Source organism: Mycobacterium sp. 29Ha, assembly GCF_032883055.1.
Taxonomy (GTDB): domain Bacteria; phylum Actinomycetota; class Actinomycetes; order Mycobacteriales; family Mycobacteriaceae; genus Mycobacterium; species Mycobacterium gallinarum.
Genome location: NZ_JAMQTI010000011.1, coordinates 163971 through 187087, shown reverse-complemented (window position 1 = coordinate 187087; position 23117 = coordinate 163971). Strand labels below are relative to the sequence as shown.

The 23117-nt window shown below is 67.8% G+C and carries 19 protein-coding genes; 13 read left to right on the top strand and 6 right to left on the bottom strand.

Annotated features, from left to right (window positions below; genetic code table 11):
• Nucleotides 1-10: 10 nt before the first annotated feature.
• On the top strand, nt 11-1132 hold the full coding sequence (locus M1248_RS16540) for a TDT family transporter (RefSeq protein ID WP_317149085.1): 1122 nt from the start codon (nt 11-13) through the stop codon (nt 1130-1132).
• Between the two features lie 185 nt (nt 1133-1317).
• Here M1248_RS16540 and M1248_RS16535 read toward each other — a convergent pair whose 3' ends face one another.
• Nucleotides 1318-2625 carry an acetyl-CoA C-acetyltransferase gene (locus M1248_RS16535; RefSeq protein WP_317149084.1) on the bottom strand — a complete coding sequence of 436 codons (1308 nt, stop codon included), beginning with the start codon at nt 2623-2625 and terminating at the stop codon, nt 1318-1320.
• A gap of 38 nt (nt 2626-2663) precedes the next feature.
• Here M1248_RS16535 and M1248_RS16530 point away from each other — a divergent pair, with 38 nt between their 5' ends.
• Nucleotides 2664-4046 (top strand): 3-oxoacyl-ACP reductase, encoded by a 1383-nt coding sequence (locus tag M1248_RS16530; protein ID WP_163733651.1) that lies wholly within the window; start codon nt 2664-2666, stop codon nt 4044-4046.
• Nucleotides 4047-4051: 5 nt separating this feature from the next.
• Nucleotides 4052-4876 (top strand): MaoC/PaaZ C-terminal domain-containing protein, encoded by an 825-nt coding sequence (locus tag M1248_RS16525; protein WP_163738061.1) that lies wholly within the window; start codon nt 4052-4054, stop codon nt 4874-4876.
• Between the two features lie 18 nt (nt 4877-4894).
• Here M1248_RS16525 and M1248_RS16520 read toward each other — a convergent pair whose 3' ends face one another.
• Nucleotides 4895-5518, bottom strand: coding sequence for a TetR/AcrR family transcriptional regulator (locus tag M1248_RS16520; RefSeq protein ID WP_317149083.1), 624 nt, complete (start codon nt 5516-5518; stop codon nt 4895-4897).
• Nucleotides 5519-5577: 59 nt separating this feature from the next.
• On the bottom strand, nt 5578-6750 hold the full coding sequence (locus M1248_RS16515) for a glycoside hydrolase family 3 N-terminal domain-containing protein (protein ID WP_317149082.1): 1173 nt from the start codon (nt 6748-6750) through the stop codon (nt 5578-5580).
• Nucleotides 6751-6934: 184 nt separating this feature from the next.
• Between M1248_RS16515 and M1248_RS16510 the strand changes: the two genes are divergently transcribed.
• The 4 genes from M1248_RS16510 to M1248_RS16495 are packed head-to-tail and all read left to right on the top strand — an operon-like array spanning nt 6935 to nt 13886.
• Nucleotides 6935-7108, top strand: coding sequence for a DUF2613 domain-containing protein (locus M1248_RS16510; protein ID WP_083128208.1), 174 nt, complete (start codon nt 6935-6937; stop codon nt 7106-7108).
• A complete protein-coding gene (locus M1248_RS16505) occupies nt 7086-11417 on the top strand; it encodes an alpha-(1->3)-arabinofuranosyltransferase family protein (RefSeq protein WP_317149081.1) in 4332 nt (1443 codons plus the stop codon). Before M1248_RS16510 ends, M1248_RS16505 begins: the two co-directional genes overlap by 23 nt.
• A gap of 10 nt (nt 11418-11427) precedes the next feature.
• Nucleotides 11428-12399: a phosphotriesterase-related protein gene (locus M1248_RS16500; protein ID WP_317149080.1), complete on the top strand. Its 972-nt coding sequence runs from the start codon at nt 11428-11430 to the stop codon at nt 12397-12399.
• Entirely contained in the window at nt 12399-13886 is a 1488-nt protein-coding gene (locus M1248_RS16495) for an AMP-binding protein (RefSeq protein ID WP_317149079.1), read from the top strand. Before M1248_RS16500 ends, M1248_RS16495 begins: the two co-directional genes overlap by 1 nt.
• Here M1248_RS16495 and M1248_RS16490 read toward each other — a convergent pair.
• Nucleotides 13852-14973, bottom strand: a complete 1122-nt coding sequence (locus tag M1248_RS16490; protein WP_232076679.1) for an acyltransferase family protein — start codon at nt 14971-14973, stop codon at nt 13852-13854. The two genes, M1248_RS16495 and M1248_RS16490, sit on opposite strands and share 35 nt — an antisense overlap.
• Nucleotides 14974-15205: 232 nt before the next feature.
• Between M1248_RS16490 and M1248_RS16485 the strand changes: the two genes are divergently transcribed.
• Nucleotides 15206-16402 (top strand): DUF3068 domain-containing protein, encoded by a 1197-nt coding sequence (locus tag M1248_RS16485; protein WP_163733632.1) that lies wholly within the window; start codon nt 15206-15208, stop codon nt 16400-16402.
• Between the two features lie 38 nt (nt 16403-16440).
• Nucleotides 16441-18132, top strand: coding sequence for a hypothetical protein (locus M1248_RS16480; protein ID WP_317149107.1), 1692 nt, complete (start codon nt 16441-16443; stop codon nt 18130-18132).
• Here M1248_RS16480 and M1248_RS16475 read toward each other — a convergent pair.
• Entirely contained in the window at nt 18116-19276 is a 1161-nt protein-coding gene (locus M1248_RS16475; RefSeq protein WP_317149078.1) for a glycosyltransferase family 4 protein, read from the bottom strand. The two genes, M1248_RS16480 and M1248_RS16475, sit on opposite strands and share 17 nt — an antisense overlap.
• 35 nt (nt 19277-19311) lie before the next feature.
• Here M1248_RS16475 and M1248_RS16470 point away from each other — a divergent pair, with 35 nt between their 5' ends.
• From M1248_RS16470 to M1248_RS16455, 4 genes are all read left to right on the top strand, one after another.
• Nucleotides 19312-20106, top strand: a complete 795-nt coding sequence (locus tag M1248_RS16470; RefSeq protein WP_163733628.1) for a class I SAM-dependent methyltransferase — start codon at nt 19312-19314, stop codon at nt 20104-20106.
• A 14-nt stretch (nt 20107-20120) separates the two neighbouring features.
• The gene (locus M1248_RS16465; protein WP_317149077.1) at nt 20121-21596 is read left to right on the top strand and encodes an aldehyde dehydrogenase; all 1476 of its coding nucleotides are present in this window, start codon (nt 20121-20123) and stop codon (nt 21594-21596) included.
• Between the two features lie 189 nt (nt 21597-21785).
• Nucleotides 21786-21920 carry a hypothetical protein gene (locus tag M1248_RS16460; RefSeq protein WP_317149076.1) on the top strand — a complete coding sequence of 45 codons (135 nt, stop codon included), beginning with the start codon at nt 21786-21788 and terminating at the stop codon, nt 21918-21920.
• A 31-nt stretch (nt 21921-21951) separates the two neighbouring features.
• The gene (locus tag M1248_RS16455; RefSeq protein ID WP_317149075.1) at nt 21952-22599 is read left to right on the top strand and encodes a TetR/AcrR family transcriptional regulator; all 648 of its coding nucleotides are present in this window, start codon (nt 21952-21954) and stop codon (nt 22597-22599) included.
• Here M1248_RS16455 and M1248_RS16450 read toward each other — a convergent pair.
• Nucleotides 22596-23117: a dihydrofolate reductase family protein gene (locus M1248_RS16450; protein ID WP_163733621.1), complete on the bottom strand. Its 522-nt coding sequence runs from the start codon at nt 23115-23117 to the stop codon at nt 22596-22598. The genes M1248_RS16455 and M1248_RS16450 overlap by 4 nt on opposite strands.

Below are 23117 nucleotides of genomic sequence, written 5' to 3'. Positions count from 1 at the left end.
ATACTTGCCGATGACGACCGAACTGGCTCGACTCCAACACTTCGGCCCAAACTGGTTCGCGTCGGTGATGGGTACGGGCATCGTCGCCACCGCCGGTGCCACGCTGCCGATCCACATTCCGGGGTTGCACGTGTTCACGCGGGTCGTATGGGTGGCGGCCGCGGTCCTGCTCGTCGTGCTCATCATCGCAGTGACGGTGCAACGCGTTCGGCATCCGTCGGCCTCGCGCAGCCACGCCCGCAACCCTCAGATGGCGCACTTCTACGGCGCCGCGCCGATGGCTCTGCTGACAGTCGGATCGGGCGCATTGCTGATCGGCAAAGACCTGATCGGCGAGCGCATTGCCGTGGACCTGGCGTGGGTGTTGTGGACGGCGGGCACGATCGGCGGATTGTTCACCGCCGCGACCATCCCGTTCCTGATGTTCACGCAGATCAACGTCGAACCGGACGCGGCCTTCGGCGGCTGGCTGATGCCCGTCGTGCCGCCGATGGTGTCCGCGGCGGCAGGCGCGCTGCTGATCCCCCACATGGCCGAAGGCACCGGGCGCACCACGATGCTGTACGGCTGCTACGCGATGTTCGGGCTGTCGCTCGTCGCCGCGCTGATCATCATCTCGATGATCTGGAGCCGCCTCGCCCTCTACGGCACATCGGGAACCACCCGGGTGCCGACGCTGTGGATCGTGCTCGGCCCACTGGGTCAGGGCATCACCGCCGCGGGCCTGCTCGGTGCGAATGCGGCGTTGGCCGTCCCGCCCGACCTGGCCGGCGGGATGAACGTGTTCGCGGTGTTGTTCGGTGTGCCCGTGTGGGGCTTCGCGGTGCTGTGGATCGTGCTGGCCACCGAACTCACCGTCCGCACACTGCGGCGCGGGATGCCGTTCGCGCTGACGTGGTGGAGCCTGACGTTCCCCGTCGGCACGTTCGTCACCGGCACGACGCAGCTGGCGAACCACACCGGGCTGCCCGCGTTCCGGGTGGCCGCCGCGATCGCCTACCTCGCCCTGCTGGGGACGTGGGGGCTGGTCGCCGTGCAGACGGCTCGCGGCAGCCTCGGCGGAGGTTTGTTCACTCCGCCGCCGGCCGCCGGGCCGATCAAGGCCAAGAAGGATCCGCCGCCCGGCACCTAGGCCTGGCGAACGTGGGTTACCCGCACGCTCTAAGGCTGTTGGACGTGCCACAAGCCCACACTCGCGGGAGAAATGGATTAAGAGCCCCGTGCTGACGTCGGGTCGGGGGGTCAGACGCCAACACGGAGCTATCCGGTCTATCGACGCCTCTTACGCAGCCGTTACAGCCTTCACCGAAATACTTCTCAGGCCTCGAGAATCGCCGCCACGCCCTGGCCGCCAGCTGCGCAGATCGAGATCAAACCGCGGACCGGCCCGCCCGTCTGCTTCTTCTTTTCGGCCAATTGCTTGGCCAGCTGCGCAACGATCCGACCGCCGGTCGCGGCGAATGGATGGCCTGCTGCCAGCGACGATCCGTTGACGTTGAGCTTGGACCTGTCGATGCTGCCCAGTGCCTGGTCGAGACCGAGCCGCTCTTTGCAATACTCCTCGGACTCCCACGCCGCCAGTGTGGCGAGGACCACAGAGGCGAACGCCTCGTGAATCTCGTAGAAGTCGAAGTCGCTGAGGCTCAGGCCGTTTCGCGCCAACAGCCGAGGCACCGCGTAGGTGGGCGCCATCAACAGGCCGTCATCACCGTTGACGTAGTCGACCGCCGCGGTTTCGCCGTCGACGAAGTACGCCAGCGGCTCGATTCCGCGAGCGGACGCCCACTCGTCGGTGCCCAGCAGCGCCACCGAGGCGCCGTCGGTCAACGGGGTCGAGTTGCCCGCCGTCATCGTCGCGTCACCGGCCTTCACGCCGAACACCGGCTTGAGCTTGGCCAGCTTCTCGGCCGACGAATCGGCGCGCAGATTGTTGTCGCGGTAGACGCCGAGGAATCCGGTGACGAGGTCGTCGAAGAACCCGCGGTCGTAGGCGGCGGACATGTTCCGGTGGCTGGCCGCCGCCAGCTCGTCCTGATCGACACGCTTGACGCCCATCTTCTTTGCGGTGATCGCGGCGTGCTCACCCATCGACAGCCCCGTGCGCGGCTCGCTGTTGACTGGGATCTCCACACCGAGCGACGCGGGCAGCTTGCCGACCAGCTTGAGGCGGTCGACGTTGGACTTCGAACGTCGCAGCCCCAGCAGTACCCGTCGCAGGTCGTCGCCGAACGCGATCGGAGCGTCGGAGGCGGTATCAACACCCCCGGCCGCCGCGACCTCGTAGCGGCCCGCGGCGACGCCGTCGGCGGCGGCGATGGTGGCCTGCAATCCCGTCCCGCACGCCTGCTGAATGTCGAACGCCGGCGTGTACGCCGACAGCGAGCTGCCGAGGACGCACTCGCGCATCAGGTTGAAGTCGCGGCTGTGCTTGAGCACCGCGCCGCCGATCACCGCACCCAGCGTCTCGCCCGCCAGGTTGTACCTGTCGATCAGGCCGTCCAGCGCGGCGGTGAACATGTCCTGGTTGGACGCGTTGGCGTACGCGCCGTCCGAGCGTGCGAAGGGAATTCTGTTGCCACCGAGAATCGCGACCCGTCGACGGGTATCACTAGCCATGAGACCCATAGTACCCACCCTTCTTACTCTGGAGTAAGTTCGTCCCCATGGCTACCGATCTGTACTCGCAACTCGTCCACTCGACGCCCGGATCGTTCCTCGCCAAGCAGCTCGGCATCCCGCAGCCCGAGACGCTGCGCCGCTACCGGGCCGGCGATCCGCCACTCGCAGGCACGCTGCTGATCGGCGGCTCCGGCTCGATTGCCGGCTCAGCCGGCGGTGGCCGGGTGGTCGAACCGCTGCGGACTGCGCTGTCCGAGGACTACGACGTCGTCTCCAACAACCTCGGTGGCCGCTGGGCCGACTCGTTCGGCGGGCTGGTGTACGACGCCACCGGCATCACCGCACCCGTCGACCTCAAAGGCTTGTACAAGTTCTTCACGCCGCTGCTTCGCAACCTCGGACCGTCGGGACGCGTCGTCGTCATCGGGACCACCCCCGAGGACACCGGCAGCGTCGGTGAACGGATTGCGCAGCGCGCGCTCGAGGGGTTCACGCGCTCACTCGGCAAGGAGATGCGGCGCGGCGCCACCGTGAACCTCGTGTACCTGGCAGCCGAGGCGAAGCCCGCCGCGACCGGCCTCGAGTCGACGCTGCGGTTCCTGCTATCGGGAAAGTCCGCCTATGTCGACGGGCAGGTGTTCCGGGTCGGTGCCGACGATTCCGCACCGCCAGCAGACTGGGATCGCCCGCTCGACGGCAAGATCGCCTTGGTCACCGGTGCGGCGCGCGGTATCGGTGCCACCATCGCCGAGGTGTTCGCACGTGACGGTGCCAGCGTGATCGCCGTCGACGTCGAAGGTTCCCACGAGGACCTCGGAAACGTCGCCGCGAAGGTCGGCGCGACCGCGCTCACGCTCGATGTCACGGCCGACGATGCGGTGGACCGCATTGCCGAACACCTGCGCGAGCACTACCACGGCTCCCGCCTGGACATCCTCGTCAACAATGCGGGCATCACCCGCGACAAGCTCCTCGCCAACATGGACGAAGGCCGCTGGGACGCCGTCGTGGCCGTCAATCTCCTTGCCCCGCTTCGCCTTACCGAAGGCTTGGTGGACAACGGGACGATCGGCGAGGGCGGTAGGGTCGTCGGGTTGTCGTCGATGGCCGGCATCGCGGGCAACCGCGGCCAGACGAACTACGCCGCCACGAAGGCGGGCATGATCGGGCTGACCGACGCGCTGTCCGCCGAGTATGCCGACAAGGGCATCACCGTCAACGCCGTCGCGCCCGGCTTCATCGAAACCAAGATGACCGAGGCCATCCCGCTGGCCACGCGCGAGGTGGGCCGCCGGCTCAACTCGCTGTATCAGGGCGGCCAGCCGGTCGACGTCGCCGAGACCATCGCCTACTTCGCCAGCCCCGCATCGAATGCCGTCACGGGCAACACGATCCGGGTATGCGGCCAGGCCATGCTGGGGGCGTGAGCGCGATGAACAACATGCTCCGCGCGGCCGTGGGTGCGCTGCCGTTCATCCCGCGCGACGAGTCGCTGCCGGACCGTACCCTGACCGTCGAGGATCTGCCGATCGACAGCGCGAACGTGGCGGCCTACGCCGCGGTGACCGGGCTGCGATTCGGCGACACCGTGCCGCTGACCTATCCGTTCGCACTGACGTTTCCGACCGTCATGTCGTTGGTCACCGGCTTCGACTTCCCTTTCGCCGCCTTGGGTTCGGTGCACATCGAGAACCACATCACGCAGCACCGCCCGATCGCGGTGACCGACTCCGTGTCGGTCAAGGTACACGCAGAGAACCTGCGTGAGCACCGTCGCGGCCTGCTCGTCGACATCATCACCGAGGTGAACGTCGGCAACGAGACCGCATGGCATCAGGTGACGACCTTCCTGCATCAGCAGAAGACCAGCCTCTCCGACGAGCCGAAGCCGCCGCCGCAGAAGCAACCGAAGTTGGGTCCCCCGAACGCGGTGCTGCGCATCACGCCGGGCCAGATAAGGCACTACGCATCCGTCGGCGGGGACCACAACCCGATTCACACCAACCCGATCGCGGCCAAGCTGTTCGGCTTTCCGACGGTGATCGCACACGGAATGTTCAGTGCAGCAGCGGTTCTGGCGAATATCGAGGGTCAACTGCCCGACGCGGTGAAGTACTCGGTGCGGTTCGTCAAGCCGGTGGTGTTGCCTGCGCGGGCAAACCTTTACGTCGAGCGGCAAACCGACGGCTGGGAGCTGGCGCTGCGCCACGCCACCAAGGGCGATCCCCATCTGCTGGGTTCGGTGACAGCGCTGTAATGGTCGTGCTGATGACGCCTAGCTGGCGCTGATCGCCGTCGCGTCCTTCTCGGACTGCTTACCCTTCAGACCCGTCCAGAACAGGTTGATCATCAGTTCCGCGGCTTCGTCCACCGAGGCATCGCCGGTGCTGACGCGCGCGGCGATGGCTTCGCCGGCACCCACCAGCGCGACGGCCATCATGTCGAAGTCGGTCTCGGGCTCCGGATGGCGCGTGCCCGCCCGCAGGAGTCGACCGACGAGGTCGATGATCCGCTCGCGGCCCTCGCGCACGGTATGAGCGAACGCCTGAGAACTGGTGGCCTGGCTGTAAAGCACCATCCACGACGCCCGGCTGGTGTCGATGTAGGTGAGAAACGCCAGAACAGCGTTGCGCAGCAGGTCTTTCGGGCTCTGCGTGAAATCGATCTTGTCGCGCACATCTTCGACGAATCGGGACAGCTCGCGGTTCAGGCACGCACCGAACAGTTCCTCTTTGGAGCCGTAGTAGAGGTACAGCATGGGTTTGGAGATCTTGGCTTCGGCGGCGATAGCATCCATCGACGTCTCGTGGTAGCCGTTGACCGAGAAAATCTGCACGGCGGCGTCGAGCATTTGTTGCTCACGCACCGCGCGCGGCAACCGTTTCGTTCCACCTGCCATTACTCAAGAGTAAGCAATGGGCGAACTCGCGGGGTCAGCAGCGCGACTCCGGCCAAATATCAGCACCGCTGATGTGGCCCTTTGACGGCAGCCATCCGCAGGACCGACGCGTCGACCTGAGGCATCGACAACTCGCCTGTCGAGACCGCCTTTTCCAACCGGTCCAGCACGGCAGGCACCTCGCCCGTCGTCACCCACAACGCGGCGTCGGCGCCGGCCTGCAATCCGCGCAGCGCCGCCTCGGCGACCCCGAAGCGATCCGAGATGGCCCGCATCGAGGAGAGGTCGTCGGTGAAGACGGGTCCGTTGAACGGCGGGCCACCGTATTCGCCGGAGCGCAGCAGCGCATACGCGCTCGGGCTCAGGCTGGCCGGTTCGTTGCCGGTGAGTCCGGGAACCTGCATGTGGCCGACCATCACTCCGACCGGCAACTGAGCGTTGAGGGTGCGATACGGAACCAGGTCTGCGTTCTGCAGATCACCGATCGGAGGCGCGGTGACACTGCCGGTGTGGGAGTCCCCGGAACCGCTCCCGTGCCCCGGGAAGTGCTTGAGCACCGGCAGCATTCCCGCGTCGCGCAGGCCGCGCGCGTAGGCGCCGGCGTAGTCGGTGACCACGGCGGGGTCCGATCCGAAGGAGCGGTCGCCGATCGCGGTGTCGTCCGGGGCGTTCGAGATATCCACCACCGGCGCAAAGTCGATCGTGATGCCCTTGCTCCGCATCGCCTGACCACGTTGCAGCGCAATAGCATACACCTGCTCGGGTGTCTGGGTCCGCGCCAGCTCTCGTGCCGGCGGCTGGGTGCCGATCACCGCAGACAGCCGCGAAACCCGGCCACCCTCTTCGTCGACGCTCACCGCCAGCGGCAGCGGCGCCGCCGAGTTCGCGATGTCGACCAGCGAGCCGTCGGTGACCATCGACAGGTCGGTCCAGCTGCCGATCATGATCCCGCCGACGTGCTGGCTCTCGACCACCGCTCGAGCGTCGGCCGCGTTGGTGACGCCGACCATCAACAGCTGCGCGAGCTTGTCGCGGGTCGAGATCTGCGACAGCAGCTCCGGCCCCTGGCCGCACGCCGGGGCGGGGACCAGTACCGGCGCCTGCGGCACCGCCGTCGCCGCCATCTCCGGATGCGGGACCTCCTGATCCGCCGCCGTCGAGCACGCGGACACGAGCACGGGCAACGCCACGGCGGCGCACAGCCCGCGCAACCCCGAACCAATTGAGACCATGGGCCCCGACCCTAGTAGGAAACGAAGCCGCATTCGATCCCCCGGTCCTGCAGCCAGCTCCGTTCACCGCGCGCCTGATCTCGTCGACGTGGCCGCAGACCAGGTCGACGACGTCCTCGGCCGGTTCTGCGCAGGGCGCACGCTCGTCGGCGGGCACGCCGACATTGTCTGCTACTTTGGCCGGATGGATCGGTTTCTCGTGCCCGCCGCGGCCAGCATCGTTGTCGGCCTGCTGCTGGGTGCGGCCGCCGTATTCGGGGTGACGCTGATGGTGCAGCAGGACAGCAAGCCGCCGCTGCAGGCAGGCGATCCGGCGTCGTCGGTGCTCAACAGGGTTGAGTACGGCGACCGAAGTTAATTTCGCGCCCCTGTCGCGGCGCTGGTTGTGGGTGGCCGCTGCGGCGGCGCTGGTTCTGTCGTTCGCGCAGTCACCCGGACAGATCTCCCCTGACACGAAGCTCGACCTGACCGCGAACCCCCTGCGGTTCCTGTCCCGCGCCTTCAATCTCTGGAACAGCGAGCTGCCGTTCGGCCAGGCCCAGAACCAGGCCTACGGCTATCTGTTCCCGCACGGCACCTTCTTCCTCGCCGGGGACCTGCTCGGACTGCCTGGCTGGGTGGTCCAGCGGCTGTGGTGGGCGCTGCTGCTGGTCGTCGGATTCTGGGGCCTCCTACGTATCGCCGAAGCGCTCGGCATCGGCAGCGCCACCTCCCGCGTGATCGCCGCAGTCGCGTTCGCGCTGTCCCCCCGGGTCCTGACCACCATCGGTGCGATCTCGTCGGAGACGCTGCCCATAATGCTGGCGCCGTGGGTGCTGTTGCCGGTGATTCTGGCCCTGCGCGGCACGGGCGGGTCCGGAGGGGTGGGAATAAGCACGGGCGGGTCCGGAGGGGTGGGAACAAGCACGGGCGGGTCCGGAGGGGTGGGAACAAGCACCGGCGGTGTTCGGGTGCTGGCTGCGCGGTCGGCGGTGGCCATCGCGTTGATGGGCGCGGTCAACGCCGTCGCAACGCTGACCGCATGCCTGGTCGCGGCGATATGGCTGGTCTGTCACAAACCGAACCGGTTGTGGTGGCGCTTCACCGGTTGGTGGGCGCTGTGCATCGTGCTCGCGGTGACGTGGTGGGTGGTCGCGCTGGCGTTGCTCGGCCGGATCAGCCCGCCGTTCCTCGACTTCATCGAATCCTCCGGAGTGACGACGCGGTGGATGTCGCTGACCGAGATGTTGCGCGGCACCGACGTGTGGACCCCGTTCGTCGCGCCGAACGCGACGGCGGGCGCCTCGCTGGTGACGGGTTCGGTGGCGGTGCTCGCGACGACGCTGGTTGCCGCTGCCGGTCTGGCGGGCCTGGCGATGCGGTCCATGCCGGCCCGCGGACGTCTGATCACCATCCTGCTCGCCGGCGTCACGGTGCTCGCGCTCGGATACTCGGGCGGACTGGGATCGCCCATGGCCCATGCGGTTCAAGCCTTCCTCGATGCGGACGGCACTCCGCTGCGCAACATTCACAAACTCGAACCGCTGCTGCGGCTGCCGATCACGCTCGGTCTCGCGCACCTGCTTGGCCGCATCCCGCTGCCGGGCAGCGCACCGCGCGCGGTGTGGCGGGATGCGTTCGCCCACCCCGAACGCGACAAGCGGGTGGCGGTCGGCGTCGTCGTGCTGGTGGCAGTGATGGCTGCGACGTCGCTGGCCTGGACGGGTCGGCTCACCCCACCGGGGGCGTTCGACGCGATCCCGCAGTACTGGCACGAGACCGCCGACTGGCTCGACGAGCACAACGATTCCGGGCGGGTGCTGGTGGCGCCGGGCGCCCCGTTCGCCACTCAGGTGTGGGGCAGCAGCCACGACGAACCGCTGCAGGTGCTGGGCGACAGCGCGTGGGGAGTGCGGGACTCGATCCCCTTGACGCCGCCGGAGACCATTCGCGCCCTGGACTCCGTACAACGCCTGTTCGCGGCCGGAAGACCGTCCGCCGGATTGGCAGATACCCTTGCCCGGCAAGGTATCTCGTTTGTCGTGGTCCGCAACGACCTCGATCCGGAGGCGTCGCGATCGGCTCGGCCGGTATTGGTGCATCGCGCGATCGACGGTTCGCCGGGGCTGCAGCGGGTCGCCGCGTTCGGCGACCCGGTCGGGCCCGGCACACTGCCGGGCTTCATCACCGACAGTGGTCTGCGACCGCGCTATCCCGCGGTGGAGATCTACCGGGTGAACCCGGTCACGCCCGCGGTTCCGGTGACGCCCTACCTGGCCGACTCCGATGCGATGGCGCGCGTCGACGGCGCACCCGAGGTCCTGCTACGCCTCGACGAGCGTCGCCGCCTCCTGGGGCAGCCACCGCTGGGGCCCATGCTGCTGACGGCGGATGCGCAGCAAGCCGGTCTGTCCGTGCCTGCGGGGACCGGTGTCGTCGTCACCGACACCCCGCTCGCGCGGGAAACCGACTACGGACGCGTCGACGACCACTCGTCGGCGATCCGGACTCCCGACGATCCCCGCAACACATTCAACCGTGTGATGGACTATCCGACCCCAGACGCCGAGACGGTCTACGGCCAGTGGTCCGGCGGCCGGGTCTCGGTGTCGAGTTCGGCGTCGGATTCGACCGCCCTTCCCAACGTCGCACCCGCGACCGGCCCAGCCGCCGCCGTCGACGCCGATTCGTCGACGAGCTGGGTGTCCAACGCGTTGCAGTCGGCGATCGGCCAGTGGCTTCAGGTCGACTTCGATCATCCGGTCACCAACGCGACCATCACGGTCACCCCGAGCGCCACCGCGGTCGGCTCGCAGGTACGCCGCATCGAGATATCGACCGTCAACGGCACCAGCACACTGCGCTTCGATGAAGCGGGTAAGCCGTTGACCGCGGCGCTGCCGTACGGCGAGTCGCCGTGGGTGCGTATCACCGCCGTCGCCACCGAGGACGGGTCGCCGGGCGTCCAGTTCGGCATCACCGATTTCGCCGTCACCCAGTACGACGCGAACGGGTTCGCCCACCCCGTCGACCTCCGGCACACGGTGGCTGTCCCCGGGCCACCCGCGGATTCTGCTGTGGCGCAATGGGATCTGGGATCAGAACTGCTGGGCAGGTCGGGCTGTGCGCAGAGCCCCGACGGCATTCGGTGCGCCGCGACCATGGCTCTGTCACCGGAGGAACCGGTGAACCTGAGCCGCACACTGACGGTGCCGGAGCCGATGGCCGTGACGCCGACCGTGTGGGTGCGGGCACGTCAGGGTCCCAACCTCGCCGACCTGGTGCGGGCACCCGGCACTGCGATCGCCACCGGAGACGCGGACCCGATCGACGTGCTCGGTTCGGCGTATGCCGCCGCGGACGGCGACCCGGATACGGCGTGGACCGCGCGTCAAGGCGTCGTACAACACAAGTCGCCGCCCACCTTGACGCTGAGATTGCCCAGCCGCCGCGAGGTGGCCGCCGTCCGGGTGACGCCCAGTTCGTCTGAGCTTCCTGCCCATCCGACGCTGGTGGCCGTCGACCTCGGCGATGGACCGCAGGTGCGCAGGCTCGCCGGCGACGCCGGCGCGCAGACCCTTGACCTCAAACCCCGCGTGACCGACACGGTGAAGGTGTCGATCCTCGACTGGGACGACATCATCGACCGCACGGCGCTCGGGTTCGATCAGCTCAAGCCTCCCGGGTTGGCGGAGGTGACGGCCCTGGACGCGCGGGGTGCCCCGATCGCGGCGGCCGACGCCGAACGCAACCGTGCGCGGATGATCGAACTACCGTGCGGCCGTGGCCCCATCATCGGTGTCGCCGGTCAGTTCATCCAGACGTCGATCAGCACGACGGTCGGTGCGCTGCTCGACGGCGAGCCGGTGACGGCGCAGCCGTGCCAGGCTGGGCCGATCCGGCTGCCCGTTGGCCAGCAGGAGCTGCTGATCAGCCCCGGCGCCGCGTTCACCGCCGACGGCGTCCAGCTCGACGGACCGCTCGCGGATCGGATCCGTTCGGCGGCAACGGTTCCCGCGCAAATCGACGCGTGGAGCGCCGATCACCGCGAGGTGAATGTGCCGGCGTCCAACGCGTCGCGGGTGCTGGTCGTCCCGGAAAGCGTGAACCCCGGCTGGATCGCGCACCGCGCCGACGGCACCGCGCTGATACCGGTCAAGGTCAACGGCTGGCAGCAGGGCTGGGTGCTGCCGCCGGGCACCGAAGGGCCCGTCACACTCACGTTTCCGTCGAATGCCCTCTACCGGGCCGGGCTCATCGGCGGTCTCGCCCTGCTGCCTTTGCTCTTGCTGCTGGCCTTCGTCCCGGCGCGCCGTCGCACCGAACCCCAGGAGCCCGCGCGCGTGTGGCGGCCGGGCAGGTGGCCGACAAGTGCTGCGGTCCTTGCGGTCGGGGCGCTGATCTCCGGGGTTACGGGCGTCATCGTCGTCGGTGTCGCTGTGGGTTTGCGGTATTTGCTGCGCAACCGCGAACGCCTCTGCGACGCCGTCACGGTCACGACGACCGCGGGCGGGCTGATCCTGGCGGGGGCCATCCTGAGCCAGTACCCGTGGCGATCGGTCGACGGATACGTCGGTCACTCCGTCGGGGTGCAGCTGCTTGCTCTCGTCTCGGTGGCGATGCTGGCCGCGTCCGTCGTGCCCGACGATCGCACCCGTTTCACAGCCACGGACACCGCCGAGCCCTAGCATCGGCTATGTGCCGCAGCTGAATACCGCCCGGGGAGAAATCGCGACCACCGACCTGGGGGTCACGCTCATGCACGAACACGTCTTCGTGCTGTCTCCGGAGATCCACAACAACTTCCCCGAAGTCTGGGGCGATGAGGCCAAGCGTCAGGCCGACGCGGTCACGCGACTCAACGAACTCAAAGCGCGCGGCGTCGACACCATCGTGGACCTCACCGTCATCGGGCTCGGTCGATACATTCCGCGCATCGCGCAGATCGCCGAACAGACCGACCTCAACATCGTGGTGGCCACCGGCGTCTACACATACAACGACGTGCCGATGTATTTCCACTTCAGCGGACCCGAGACGCCGCTGGGTGAGCCGATGGTCGACATGTTCGTCAGCGACATCGAGAACGGAATTGCGGGCACCAGCATCAAGGCCGCGATCCTCAAGTGCGCCACCGACGAACCGGGAGTGACGCCCGGAGTGGAGCGGGTGTTGCGCGCGGTCGCGCAGGCACACCGACGCACGGGTGTGCCGATCTCGACGCACACTCACGCTGCCACCCGCCGCGGTCTCGAACAGCAAGCGATCTTCGCCGAGGAAGGCGTGGACCTGTCGCGCGTCGTCATCGGCCACTCCGGCGACTCGACCGACCTGGGCTACCTCACCGAGCTCATCGAGGCGGGCTCCTACATCGGCATGGACCGGTTCGGCGTCGACGTCTTCCTCGGTTTCGAGGAGCGCGTCAACACCGTCGCGCAGATGTGCGAACGCGGTCATGCCGACAAGATGGTGCTCTCTCACGACGCCGCCTGCCTCATGGATTGGTTGCCGGAGGACATGGTGCCGGTCGTGATGCCGAACTGGCATTACCTGCACATCCACAACGACGTGATCCCGGCGCTGAAAGAGCGCGGGGTCACCGACGAACAGCTGACCACGATGCTCGTCGACAACCCGCGCCGGATCTTTGAAGCGCAGGGCGCCTACTGATGGCGCAGCCGTCGCCGGTTCCACCCATCCCGACGCAGTTCTCCGCCCTCGCCGAATCAGATCCGGACGCACCTGCGGTCACGTGCGCGGGCCGCACGATCACGCGCCGCGAGCTGGACGCGTCGACTAACCGGCTCGCGCGCGCCTACGCCGAACTTGGTGTCGGACAGGGCGATTACGTCACGATCGTGCTGCCCAACTCGATTGAGTGGGTTAAAGCGGTGATGGCGTGCTGGAAGCTGGGTGCGGTGCCGCAGCCGTTGTCCGCACGCCTGCCCGACATCGAGTTGGCTGCGCTGCTGGAGCTGCGACCGCTGGCCCTGCTGGTCGGACGCGAGGACCCCAACGGCGTGACGCCCAGCCTGGCAGCCGATTTCGCGCCCGACGAATCGGTTTCCGACGCGCCGTTGCCTGAGGCGGTGTCACCGGTCTTCAAGGCCATGGCGTCCGGTGGGAGCACCGGCAGGCCCAAGCTGATCGAGGCCGGCGGCGACACCCGCTTCCCTGCTGCGGCCGGCCACCCGTTGGGCGCGCAGGAAGGCGACGTCAACCTCGTCTCGGTGCCGCTGTCACACAACACGGGGTTCACCACCTTCACGATCGGCCTGGTGCAGGGGCATCATCTGGTGCTCATGCCGCGGTTCGACCCGCACGAGTTCCTGCAGCTGGTCACCGAACACCGTGTCACGTTCTTGGCGACGGTGCCGACGATCATGCAACGCCTGCTCCCGGTCTACCGGGCCGCTTTGGAAGCGGGCAGAGATGCGTATGACCTGTCGTCGATCCGGCGGTTCTGGCACCTGGCCGCGCCGTGCCCGCCGGTAATCAAGCAGGCGTGGATCGACATCCTTGGACCCGAAGTGATCTGGGAACTGTACGGCGGCACCGAGTTACAGGCGCTGACGTTCATCTCCGGCGATCAGTGGCTGACTCACCCGGGGTCGGTCGGCGTGGTGGTCGCCGGTGAGATGAAGGTGCTCGACGACGACGGGAACCAGTGCCCGCCCGGTGTGACCGGCGAGATCTACATGCGGCGCTCACCGGGAACCTCGCCGACGTACCGCTACATCGGCGCCACCGCGAAACAACGCGACGGCTGGGATTCGCTGGGCGATCTCGGCTATTTCGACGAGGACGGCTTCCTCTACCTCAACGACCGCCGCGTGGACATGTTCACCGTCGGTGGACGCAACGTCTACCCCGCGGAGATCGAGTCGGCGCTGTCGGCACACCCGGATGTGTTGTCCTGTCTGGTGGTCGGCGTACCGCATGAGGATCTGGGGCAGGTGCCGCATGCGATCGTGCAGGGCAACGACCTTGACGAGGGTGCCGTCATCGCGTTTCTGAGCGAGCGCGTCGCGGGGTACAAGCTGCCGCACACGGTGGAGTTCAGCGATACCCCACTGCGCGACGATGCCGGAAAAGCCCGCCGCTCCGCGGTACGCGACGAGGTCATCGCGCGGCGGCAGGCTCCGTCACATCGGTGACCGAGCTATCGAGGGGCGTCGGATCGTTTCGTCGCTCCCAGCGCCGCAACGCGTTTCGGCACGGCGACTCGACCAGCGCGTAGCTCACGGCCGCGATGGCGAACCCGAACACCACCGTCAGCACGAGCACGATCGGCATGTGCCCGTTGAACGCGAACTCGCCGATGACGGGGAACACCATCGCCAGCGCCGCGAGGTGCCAGACGAACAGGCCGTAGGACCATCGGCCGAGCGTCACCATCGTCGCGCTGCCCAGCAGGCGGTGTGAGGTGTCGGGCCGGTCGAGCACCAGCGGGGCGATCAAGGCGCCGGCGACGACCGCACCCATCGCCGTTTTCACGATGAACTGGCTCACCGTGCCCGGCGTGAGCCCCTCGGGACCGGCGATCGGTGACGCGGCCACCGCGAAAGCAACCACCGCGATGCCTGCCATCAGCACGCGCCTCCTGGCCAGCCGGTGCGCCCACCCAACTGGCGTCACCGTCAACTCGGCCAGCAGCATGCCCGCGGCGAACCAGGAGAAGAACGCGGGCGGCCAGTTCAGCGGGTTGACGCCGTATGGCGCGGAGACAGGGCTGGCCCCAACCAGTAAAGCCCAGGCGAAGCTGGCCACCGCCGTCGCCGCGATGGCCGGGATCCGGGCCCGCACCGGCAGGCGTCGCGCCAGCAGCGCCAGGAGCGGCAGCGCGAGATAGAACGCCACTTCGACCGACAGGCTCCACATCTGGGTGAGGCCGGCGGTCAGCGTCAGCGGCACATATATCTGAGTCAGCGTCAGGTTCGCCAGCCAAACCGTCAGGTCGGCCTTGGCCTCCGGCAGCAACGTGAGGATCACCACGACCGCAACCAGATAGCCGGGCATGATGCGCACGATCCGTGACCGCAGGTAGTGACCCGTCGGCGGCTTGGGCCGCAGACCGCGGGCTGCGGCGGCGTGACCACGCCACAGCAGGAAGCCCGAGAGCGCGAAGAACACCGCGACCGCCAGGTCGAATCTGCCGAAGAACCGGCCGGTGATGCCGCCGGTGTGACCGGTCTGGAAGGCGACGTGGGTGACGACGACGCCGACCGCCGCGCAGGCCCGCATGCCCTCGACGGCGGGCAGGAATCCGCGCGTTCCGCCGACGGCGTTTTCGGCGCCGCCGGACTCAGTGCTGGAATCCGTCACGACAAACAGTGTGCCGGGAGGAGCGAAAGCCGCTGAATACGGGTACTCGGGCCGCTCATGGTTGGCTGCACTCGGAGTAAACATCCAACTTAACTTGTGCTGTTAGGGTCGAACGGGTTTGCGGGACTCCCGCAGGTGAAGGAGGCACGGTTTGAACCGCGCAGTGGCGCTCCGTATCGCGGCTTGCGGCATTATGGGGCTGGGCGCTGGCTTGTTGATCGCCGCGCTCTTGCTGTCGACCTATACCCTCGGGAAGATCGCGAAGGTTCCGCTGAACCTGGACGCGACACTGATCAGTGATGGCACCGGGACGGCGTTCGATCCCGCTTCGCTGAACCGGGAGAAGTTCGTCGTCGACCGTGACGTGCCGCTGGCGCTGCAGGAGCAGGTCTCCGTCGAGGCGCCGTCGAACGCGGACGTGGTGACTTTGCAGGTCGGCAGCACGCTGCGCCGCACCGACAAGCAGAAGGACGACGGCCTGCTGCTCGCGATGGTCGACACCGTCACGGTGAACCGCGAGACGGCCGAAGCGGTCTCGAGCGAAAGCAATCCCGGCGGCGCGGTCCAGAAGCCGCGTGCCATCGACGATGACCAGCCGCCGACCAATATCGCGCTGCCGCACGAGGGGCTTACGTACCGGTTCCCGTTCGACACCGAGAAACGGACATACTCCGTATTCGACCCGATCGCGCAGAAGCCGTTCGACGCCAACTACGACGGCGAGGAAGACGTCAACGGGCTGACGACGTACCGGTTCAGCCAGAACGTCGGCTACGACTCCGACGGAAAGCTCGTCGAGCCGATCAAGTACGCGTCACTGCTCGACGACGACGCCGACAGCGAGGTCACCGCCTCCGCCGCGATGTGGGGTGTCCCCGGCGAACCCGACGAGCGGATCACGATGTCGCGCTATTACGCCGCGCAGCGCACCTTCTGGGTGGATCCGGTGTCGGGCACCATCGTCAAGAAAGAGAACCACGGCTACCACTACTACGCACGTGAGCCGCTCAAGCCTGAAGTGACCTTCGTCGACTTCAAGGTTGCCTACAACGAGGAGACCATAGAGTCCCAGGTCGCCAGCGCCAGAGAGGAGCGGGACCGGGTGGGGCTGTGGGGGCGCATCCTGCCGATCACCTTCATCGCCATCGGCCTGGTGTCACTGGTCGGCGGTGCGCTGCTGGGATCGTTCAGCCTGCGGGCGGAATCCGCCCTCATTGATCCCGGACTCGACGAGGCCGATCACAGCTTCTTCGACACGCAGGGGATGAAGGTGCCGGGCGCCGAGGCCAAGACCGAGAAGCTGCCTGCACAGAAGCCGACCGATCTGCCGCCGGACAGACCGGTCTGACCGCGCGTTTCACGGTGCCCGTACGGGCGCGATCGCTGATCGCCCCGGCGTATGCGCTGGTGCTGTCCCTGGCGGTGAACGCGCCGCTGTTGGCGCCGGGTTATCTGCTGCTTCGCGATGCGGTGTCCACCCCACGCTCATATCTGTCGGATGCGGCGCTGGGGCTCGCCGAGGCCGCACCGCGGGCGCTGCCGCAGGATTTCGCGGTGGCGCTGGCATCGACGGTGGTCGACGGCGGCGTGGTGGTCAAATTGCTGGTGATTGTCGGTCTGTGGCTGGCCGGCTGGGGAGCGGCGCGGTTGGCGGCCGTGGTCCTGCCCTCCGCCGGCGGTGCCGGCAATTCAACCGGAGCGGGGATGGCCGGCCAGTGCGTTGCGGCGACGCTGGCGATCTGGAATCCCTACGTCGCCGAACGTCTGCTGCAGGGGCACTGGAGCCTGATCGTCGGCTATGGCTGCCTGCCGTGGGTGGCGACCGCGATGCTGCGCCTGCGCGAGCCGGAACCAGGTTGGACCGATGTGGGCGCGCTCGTGTTCTGGATCGCACTGGCCGGGCTGACGCCGACGGGGCTGATGCTCGCCGCGAGCGTGGCCACGGCGTGTGTGTTTGCGCCGGGAACGGGGTGGCCACGGTGGCGGTGCGCAGCGGTCGCGCTTTGCACCGCGTTGATCGCGGCGCTGCCGTGGCTGGCGGCTGCGGTCGTGGCGAGGTCGTTGGCGCCGTCGCAGGCCGAGGGCGTGGCGGCGTTCGCCGCGCGAGCCGAACCCGGGCTCGGCACGTTCGGGACGCTGGCCAGCCTCGGCGGGATCTGGAACAGCGAGGCCGTACCAGCCTCGCGCACAACGCTTTTCGCTGTCATCGCAGCGGTTGTCCTACTCGGCATCGTGGCGCTGGGGTTGCCCGTGGCGATCCGCACCCGCACGGCGGTGCCGCTGTTGTGCTTGGCCGGACTCGCGGTGGTGGTGCCCGCGCTCATGGCGACCGGACCGGGTTTGGCGGCCGTCGAGGCGACGGTACGAGCACTGCCCGGACTCGGTGTGCTGCGCGACGGGCAGAAGTGGGTGGCGTTGGCGGTTCCCGGCTACGCGCTCGCGGGTGCCGCCGCGGTCGTCACACTGCGGCAGGGACTTTGGGGACTTCCGAGACTTCCGTCCGCAGCGACTGCGCTGATCTGCTGTGCCGCGCTCATCGCGACGCTGCCCGATCTTGCGTGGGGAGTGGGCGGCAAGGTCGCACCGGTGCGTTACCCCGCGGGGTGGGCGACGGCAACGGCAATGATCAACGACGACCCGCGGCCGGTTGCCGTCCTCCCGGTCGACAGCATGCGGCGTTTCGAGTGGGCGGGCGATGCGCCGGTGCTCGACCCGTTGCCCCGGTGGGTGCGCGCGGACGTGCTGTCGACGGGCGACCTGACGATCGGCGGCCGCACGGTGCCCGGTGAGGGTGAACGGGCCCGCGCCGTGCAGCAGATGTTGGTGGACGGTGCCGATCGCGACCAGTTGGCCGACGCCGGCGTCGGCTGGGTGGTCGTCGAATCCAGCGGTGCCGCAGATACTTTGGCGCTACCGGTCGCGTATCACGACGACGACATCACCCTTTACCACGTTGGCGGCGACCTGCCTCACGCACAGGGGCGCGGCGTCGTGCTGGCCGCGCATCTCGCGTGGCTGGCGCTGCTGCTGTTCGGTGGGCTGGCGGGGCTCGCCGCGAGGGCTAGACGACGCCGCTGACCATCCGGCCGGCCAGCATAGACTCCAGCAGCGTGCGCATCGCATCGGCGCTTTGCGCCCACGAGAATTCGCCGCTGCGGACCGCGGCCTTGGCGCCGAGTTGGTCGCGCAACACCGGATCGGTCAACAGCCGATCGAGTCGGTCGACGAGACCGCCGTGATCGTCGACGAGCAGTCCGGTGACCCCGTCGACGATCGAATCGGTCAGCCCGCCCGAGGATCGGTAGCCGATGGTCGGCACACCGTGCTGGCCGGCCTCGATCACGGCAAGCGCCCAGCCCTCTTTGCGGGATGGCAGGACGTGAACCCAACTGCGCTGCAGCACATCGTGTTTGGTGTGCTCATCGACGTGTCCGTGGAACGTCACCGCGTCGGAGATGCCGAGCAGCTCGGCGTGCTCGACCAGACGCTGCTCCCACCAGCCGCCGCCGAGGACGTCCAGATGAACCTCCGGAATGCGCGGGCGCAATTCGGCGATCGCCTCGAGCGCATCCTCGATCTGCTTGTGCGGCACCAGACGGGACAGCACCACCACCCTCGGCGTCGCCGACCGCGGCGCGGTCAGGGTGGCTGCGGGGGCCTCATCGAGACCGTTGCGCACCACCGCGATCCGGTCGGGCTGTACACCGAGCGCGGCCAGATCCCGCGCCGACGGCAGTGACACCGTGACGTACTGATTGCGGCGGTGCAGCCACGGCGACAGCTTCGACTCCACGAACCAGCCGAAGCGTCCCATCATCGGTCCGGCGACGGGCCACTGCTCACGGTGGCAGTGGTGGACGAGGACGGCGACGCGTCGGCCGTAGGCGAGCCGGGCCAGGAACGGAATCCCGTTCTGCGAGTCGATCACCACATCTGGGCCGACCTTGCGCAGCGGGCCCAGCCCGATGCGGGCGAGCACCATCGACAGCCCCGCCCAGATGTAGATGGAGTAGGAGCCACCGCCGCGGCTCACCCGCACTCCGTCGACGATCTCGCGCCGCGCCGAACCCGGATAGCGCGCGGTCCGCAGGGTCACGTCGACGCCGGATGCGGCCAAGTGGGCCCCGATGCGCTGTAGATACGTCTCGCTGCCGCCGCCCTGCGGGTGCCCGGTGTCGCGCCAGCACAACAGCAGCACGGAGCGAACACCTCGGTCAGACATCCCGTCCACCCTAGACGCTGGCTAGGGTGGCCTGGATGGCCGTCACCGACCTTTTCGCCCGTCGGGCAACGCTGTCGAGGTCGGTGCGGTTACTGCGGGAGTTCCGCTTCGAGCAGTCCGATCCGGCACGCTTCTACGGTGCGCTCGCCGAGGACACCGCGGCGCTGGTCGGTGACCTGTGGCGGGCCGGGCGCGGGCTCGCGCCGACCGGACAGGTTGTGCTCGATGTCGGTGGCGGACCGGGCTACTTCGCGGCCGCGTTCGCCCGCGAGGGTTTCACCTATATCGGGGTCGAGCCCGATCCCACAGAGATGCACGCCGGACCCGCCGACAACGCCGGCACCGCCATTTACGTGCGGGCGTCGGGCACCGCGCTACCGTTCGGCGACGACAGCGTCGACGTCTGCCTGTCCTCCAACGTCGCAGAGCACGTCGCCGAGCCGTGGCGATTGGGCAACGAGATGCTGCGCGTCACGAAACCGGGCGGACTGGTGGTGCTGTCGTACACGGTGTGGCTGGGCCCATTCGGCGGCCACGAGACCGGCTTGTGGCACTACCTCGGCGGGCAGCGTGCCGCGAGGCGATACACCCGAAAGCACGGCCATTGGCCGAAGAACAACTACGGCTCGTCACTGTTCGCCGTCTCGGCCGCCGACGGACTGCAATGGGCGGCCTCTACCGGCGCGCTGCTCACCGCATTCCCCCGCTACCACCCACGATGGGCGTGGTGGATGGTGCGGGTTCCGGTGCTGCGGGAGTTCCTGGTCAGCAATGTGATGCTGGTCCTGCGGCCGCCGACTGCAACAGGTTCTACTTTTCCGGGTTCGTAGGTAATGTGACGGGCATGACACAGACCGTCGCTTTTAAGACCGAATGGGACAAGCTCTTCATCGGCGGCAAGTGGGTCGAGCCGGCCTCCTCGGAGGTCATCGAGGTGCGCTCACCCGCTACCGGCGAGGTGGTGGGCAAGGTTCCCCTCGCCGTGGAAGCTGACGTCAACGCGGCATGCGCGGCCGCGCGCAAGGCTTTCGACGAGGGCCCCTGGCCCCACATGAAGCCGGAGGAGCGCGCCGCGATCCTCGCCGCCGCCATCAAGGGCATGGAAGCGCGCGCCGACGAACTCAAGTACCTGCTCGCCGCCGAGACCGGCCAGCCGCAGACGATCGTCGACATGATGCAGTACGGGGCCGCCATGTCGGCGTTCCAGTACTACGCGGGCGCAGCCGACAAGTTCCCCTGGCGCGACATCCGCGACGGTGTCTACGGTCAGACGCTGGTCGTGCGCGAGCCGATCGGTGTCGTCGGCGCCGTCACCGCATGGAACGTTCCGTTCTTCCTCGCGGCGAACAAGCTGGGCCCGGCCTTCCTGGCGGGCTGCACCGTGGTGCTCAAGCCCGCCGCGGAGACGCCGCTCTCGGTGTTCGCGATGGCCGAGATCTTCGCTGAGGCAGGCCTTCCCGAGGGTGTGCTGTCGATCGTCCCCGGCGGCCCGGAGACCGGGCGCGCGCTGACGTCAAACCCGGAGCTGGACAAGTTCACGTTCACCGGCAGTTCCGCCGTCGGCAAGGAGATCGCCAAGATCGCCGCCGAGAAGCTCAAGCCGTGCACGCTGGAGCTCGGCGGCAAGTCGGCGGCCATCATCCTCGAGGACGCCGACCTGGACGCCACGCTTCCGATGCTCGGGTTCTCCGGTGTGATGAACAGCGGACAGGCGTGTGTCGCGCAGACCCGCATCCTCGCGCCGCGCTCCCGGTACGACGAAGTTGTCGAGAAGCTTTCGAACTTCATCGCCGCCATGCCCGTCGGCCTGCCCGACGACCCGAACGCCGCGATCGGCCCGCTGATCTCCGAGAAGCAGCGTGAGCGCGTCGAGGGTTACATCAAGAAGGGCGTCGACGAAGGCGCGCGCATCGTCACCGGCGGCGGCCGTCCCGAGGGCCTGGACAGCGGCTGGTTCGTCCAGCCGACGGTCTTCGCCGACGTCGACAACTCGATGACGATCGCGCAGGAGGAGATCTTCGGACCCGTCCTGGCGGTGATCCCCTACGAGACCGAAGAGGACGCCATCCGGATCGCCAACGATTCGGTGTACGGCCTCGCCGGCAGCGTGTGGACGACGGACAACAAGAAGGCGGTCGAGATCGCCAACAAGATCCGCACCGGCACCTACGCGGTCAACATGTACGCATTCGATCCCTGCGCCCCGTTCGGCGGCTACAAGAACTCCGGCGTCGGCCGCGAGAACGGACCCGAAGGCATCGAAGCGTACGTCGAGCCCAAGAGCATCCTGCTGCCGTTCGGCTACACCCCCGCGGAGTGAGCGACGCGGCGAAATTATGCTGTAGACCATAATCACCGACACCGTCGTTTGATCGGCCTACGCATTCGTGGCCAGGCTATATACGAGTTCACCTGCTGTTACCGGCGATCGGGCTGTGACACGGAATATAATTCTCGCGTTCGTGTGTTCTCTCTTTTATGATGCTTGTCATAGGCAGGGAGGCACGCCATGTGGATCATTGAGATCAATGTCGCTGGCCGTCGATTCGTCCACGAAGTGCACGCCCGGCGACCGTTCGTCCGCTTGAGCTCGCGCAAGCTCGGCTGGCGCCAGTCGCAGCTTCCGCAGTCCAGCGCCGCATGATCTTTCTCGGAGGTTTGTTCTGTCTCCCAGCATGACCAAGCCCGCCACCAAACGCGGATCCAGCCGCACCGCCATGTTGGTCAGTGCCGCCGAGGTGTTGCGTGAGCGTGGCGCTGCAGGCGTCACGATCGACGAGGTGCTGGCCCGCAGCGGCGCACCCCGGGGGTCGGTGTACCACCACTTCCCCGGCGGCCGAAATCAGATCCTCGCCGAGGCCCTGCAGTACGCCGGTGAAGCCATCACCGAGGTCATCGATGAAGCCGCCGCCAACGGGGGCATGTTCCTGGTCAGAAAATTCGTCGTGTTCTGGGAGGAACTGCTCGTCGAGAGCAATTTCACCGCTGGCTGTCCGGTGGTCGCCGCCGCGATCGGCTCGGCCGAGGACGAGCCACAGCTCACCACGGTCGCGGGCCGCATCTTCAGCCTCTGGCGCGACGCACTCACCCGCGCCTTCATGTCCGACGGCTTCACCGAACTCGATGCCGCCTCCTTGGCGATCACCTGCATCGCATCCCTGGAGGGTGCCGTCGTGCTGTGCCGGTCGACGCGCAGTGTCGACCCGCTGAAGGACGTCGCTTCCCAGCTCGAGTTCCTGATCAAATCAAGGGAATTCGTGCAGCGCTACGGGCTGCCTTCCGTCGGCCGAGCCGACAATCCAACCACCGTCGGCAAGCACTAGGCCTTACGCCAACGCGCGCACACGAATTCGCCGTTGACCCCCGCCTCCGCCAACACCCATTCCGAGCGGATCGGCAGCACCGGGGACCCGCCGCCCAACGAGCACGGGGTATAGCTCACGATCATCTCGTCGATGAGACCGGCGGCCGCGAACTGCCCGGCCACGTCTCCGCCGCCCATCACCCACACGTCCTTGCCCGCCGCGTCGGCGACGAGCTTCGAATGCAACTGGCGCACATCGCCGTCGAACGTCTGCACCGGGTGTCCCTCGACGATGATGTGTCGACGATGGGTCAGCACCCACGACGGCTGTTCGTAGGGCCACGCGCCGGGCTGATTGCGCAACAGCCACTCGTATGTCGCCGATCCCATCACCAGTGCCCCGATGGATTTGATGAACTCGTCGTACCCGAACGGGCCGTCGGGATCGATCTCGCGCGACGTCAGCCAGTCGAGACTGTCGGACTCGTCGACGATGTAGCCGTCCAAGCTGGACGCGGTGTAGTAGACGGTTGCCAT